This window comes from Psychrobacter sp. 1U2, from assembly GCF_051847575.1.
In genome coordinates this window covers 1-834 of the sequence record NZ_JBPYDC010000790.1, presented here as the reverse complement: position 1 = coordinate 834, position 834 = coordinate 1, and the positions used below count along the sequence as shown (strand labels likewise).

The 834-nt window shown below is 46.2% G+C and carries 1 protein-coding gene; it reads left to right on the top strand.

Going from position 1 to position 834, the window contains the following annotated elements:
* Nucleotides 1-23: 23 nt before the first annotated feature.
* The coding region (locus ACS8FD_RS18760) for a glycosyltransferase family 2 protein (protein ID WP_439276962.1) at nt 24-834 on the top strand (811 nt) is incomplete at its 3' end.

Here is an 834-nt window from a genome sequence, read left to right as displayed (position 1 = left end):
CGCTTAACCTAGCACTGGGTCTTATGGACCCTGAATGTAGTCATGTGGTTGTAGTCGATAGTGACTATCAAGCATTACCGCAGGCGCGTGTATCTATTGCAAAGGCCATTGAGCGTTACCCAGACCATGCGCTATTGCAGTTTCCACAGTTTTATCGTGATGCGGGAAAAGAAGATGTCCATAGCGAATTAAACCATTATTTCAACCATCATTTGTATCGTTCATTTAACCGTCAGCGTGCACTATCGACAGGTACTTATGCCGTTATTCGTCGTCGTGCGCTGCTAGCGATGGGCGGCTGGTCAGGTGCGTCGATTACCGAAGATGCACAGATGGGAGTGCTGATGCATGGTCGCGGTTTGCGTACTCGGTTTATACCTGAGGTCATTGCCACAGGTCTGTTACCGACTACCTTACATGATTTAATGAGTCAGCGTCGTCGTTGGATCTACGGTAATATGCAGGTGCTAAACACTTACTTTTCTACGGTATCAAATTCATCTACACCAAGCTCATCTACAAGTAAGAAACTTAGTGAGCGCCTAGCCTATATGGGTGCACATGTATCACAACTGAGCGCATGGGTGAACTTTACAGGGATATTTATTGTCTTGCAGTTGTTGACGCTACTTATCATTACAGGTGTGCTACTGTTCAGTACCAGTCTCAATATTCATGCTTTGCTTATGCCTTTATATGCGGTGTACGCAAGCTATGCAGTATTTTTGGGTAGGCGCTTATGGGCATATATGCAAGATAATGCTCCGCTTAATCAGCAAACTGACGATGGCGTGGCACCAAGCTTAGGCAGTCGACTTCGAGCTTGGGCGTTAC